Origin of the sequence: Labrys sp. WJW (genome assembly GCF_001676615.1) — a bacterium.
GTDB lineage: Bacteria > Pseudomonadota > Alphaproteobacteria > Rhizobiales > Labraceae > Labrys > Labrys sedimenti.
In genome coordinates, this window is the sequence record NZ_LYXZ01000078.1 from 1 (window position 1) to 2,241 (window position 2,241).

3 protein-coding genes are annotated in these 2,241 nt (G+C 57.6%); 1 reads left to right on the forward strand and 2 read right to left on the reverse strand.

What is annotated here, in order from left to right; genetic code table 11:
* Positions 1–378: 378 nt before the first annotated feature.
* The gene (locus tag BA190_RS32910) at positions 379–576 is read left to right on the forward strand and encodes a hypothetical protein (RefSeq protein WP_068298654.1); all 198 of its coding nucleotides are present in this window, start codon (positions 379–381) and stop codon (positions 574–576) included.
* A gap of 987 nt (positions 577–1,563) precedes the next feature.
* On the opposite strand, the gene BA190_RS36325 is transcribed toward BA190_RS32910, so the two are convergent.
* Positions 1,564–1,761, reverse strand: a complete 198-nt coding sequence (locus tag BA190_RS36325; protein ID WP_156771807.1) for a hypothetical protein — start codon at positions 1,759–1,761, stop codon at positions 1,564–1,566.
* 234 nt (positions 1,762–1,995) lie between these two features.
* Positions 1,996–2,241: helix-turn-helix domain-containing protein (locus tag BA190_RS32920; RefSeq protein ID WP_162275278.1), on the reverse strand; the 246-nt coding region annotated here is incomplete at its 5' end.

Here is a 2,241-nt window from a genome sequence, read left to right on the forward strand (position 1 = left end):
TCGCGGGCTTCAGGGGGGATCGGCAGCAGGCCGGAGCCCCGCAGCATCGCCTCGATCGCCGTGTTGGCATGGTCGAGCGCGCTGCCGGCGGCATAGTCCCCAGCTCTCGATATAATCAGCCCGATGTGGCGGACCCAATTGAGGGCGAACCGCTACTTTGAGCGGGCTTTGGGCCGCCTCAACACCAACCACACAACGAGAATGAAGGGGGACGCCAGAACCAGAAGGATGAAAGCCAATATAAGCCAGTGAAGGGCCGCCACGTTTGTTGATCCTCCCAAACTATTGCCGCTCGGGCATTCCAGGCGCAGACGCTATACGAGCACAGTGCCTGTCTAGGGTCGCGCCGACCATGCCTCACTCTGAGAAGTACCCCAAATGCCCAAGATCCAATACTGCTGGCGCTGCAAGTGCGACATTCCGATGCTGGACGAAAGCGAATGGTCCCAGGTGCTGCCTGGCCTGCGCGACGGCGTCAGGGACTTTCAGCGCTACCGAATGCACCACAATGCTTCGCCCACCGGGGCCAAAGACTACACCTCGGCCAGGGCGCACTTGATCGCTATTTCGAGATAACCGGCCACAGGGAAACAGACGTGAATGCTTTGTGGCACCACAGGGCAAGCGCTTTCGGCCCGCCGTGCCACACCTGCGGGAAGCCCCTTCGGACACCCAGAGCGTCATTCTGTGCCGAGTGCGGAGAACCCCGGGAGAGCCACTAGGCGCCCTTCTCCTCCCGAGGCACTCCTCGGCTCAACCAAAGAGAAAGCCCGCCAGCGGCTCTTAACGGGCGCTCGCAGGCACTCCCGGCCCCGATCTGGGCGGCCCCGAGCGGTTCCACCTGTTGAGTCTGCCGGAGGCATGATAAAATGCGCCATAGCCAAACCTCCGCCCCCTTGCCGCCGTTGATATCATCCCTCGCCTCCGCATGATGTCGACAGAGGTTACTGCCCACCTTTCGAGCGGTGCTGACGACGGGCCATTGATGAGGTGGTGGCGCTTTTGCTCGAAGCGGCGAAAGACATCGAGATCCTCCGTCTTCTGATGAGTATCCGAAAGGAAATCGAGCTGGAAGACGCTGAGCCGGAAGGTCGGTGCTAACCGGTTGCCTGCACAGTAGCGTCCCACCACAGGGCGCCATCGGTCTTTCGAGCAATGGCAAGAGTGACTGTAGGTGTGGTCCAAAGTTCGACTGCTTCGCCGCTATCTTTCAGGGCTATTCGCTCGGCTTCGGTCCGATCATGTGTAACTAGAAGCTTCCGTCTGATAATGCCGTATGCGGTATCGGGACCGTGAGCGAAACTACCATCCGGAAGCCGAACCACCCATCCCCGGAACTGAAAGCAGATGCCCTGCGCTTCCTGGTCGTTAATCAACCGTCTCAGGTTGGCCAGACTGCGGACCTGGATATGCGGCATTCCCGTTGCCCCAAATATTGTGACCTCGGGGACTTCGCATGGCTTCAATGTTGTGGCCTGTGCGATCACGCACAGCGGCCCAAATGGAAAGACCGCAGCCATCTCGCCACGGGCCTTCACGACTCAGTCTAGATGTTGGGTTAAGCTATTGGGCTGCTGCTACAGTGAACAAATATGCGAGGGAGTCCACGGAGCCGTTTTCAAATGTCGCAAAGGCTTTTCCAATTGGGTTCCAGACACTGCCGGCAGCCAGCTTCACTACCATCATTGAGGAGTCCTGCGCGATGTTGGGCGGCAGCACTTTATTTGGATCTGCCCACTCGCCACCGAGATTACGAATCATGACCTCGCCAGCATAGCAGCCGAATGCAGATATCGTCTCCGCTATCTGATTTAGTTATATCCCCTCATCTTTCAATGAAATGATAATCCTGTCTAGTATCTCAAGCGAATCCGACGTGTAATCAATCGACACACCTTCGACGTTCCTGATTGCATCAACTGCCAACTCTGCATGTTTACCTGCGAGCTCTGGTATAGGCGGATATCTTAGATTTATCCTCATCTTCACTAACCTTTACTGCGCCATTTGCCTATCGCAATTGCGGTCTGCGCCTACCGCTTCAATGGCCCTGTAGACGCTCCCCCTGCCTCTCCCCAAAACCTTCGCAATCTCCGTAGGGGTCTTTCCTTCGGCATGCATCTTGAGGACCTCATACGCTTTGGCTCTCGCGGTGGGCTTCCGGCCTTTGTAGACCCCCTCAGCCTTGGCCTTGGCGATGCCTTCCCGCTGCCGCTCTAGCATCATCTCTCGCTCGAACTG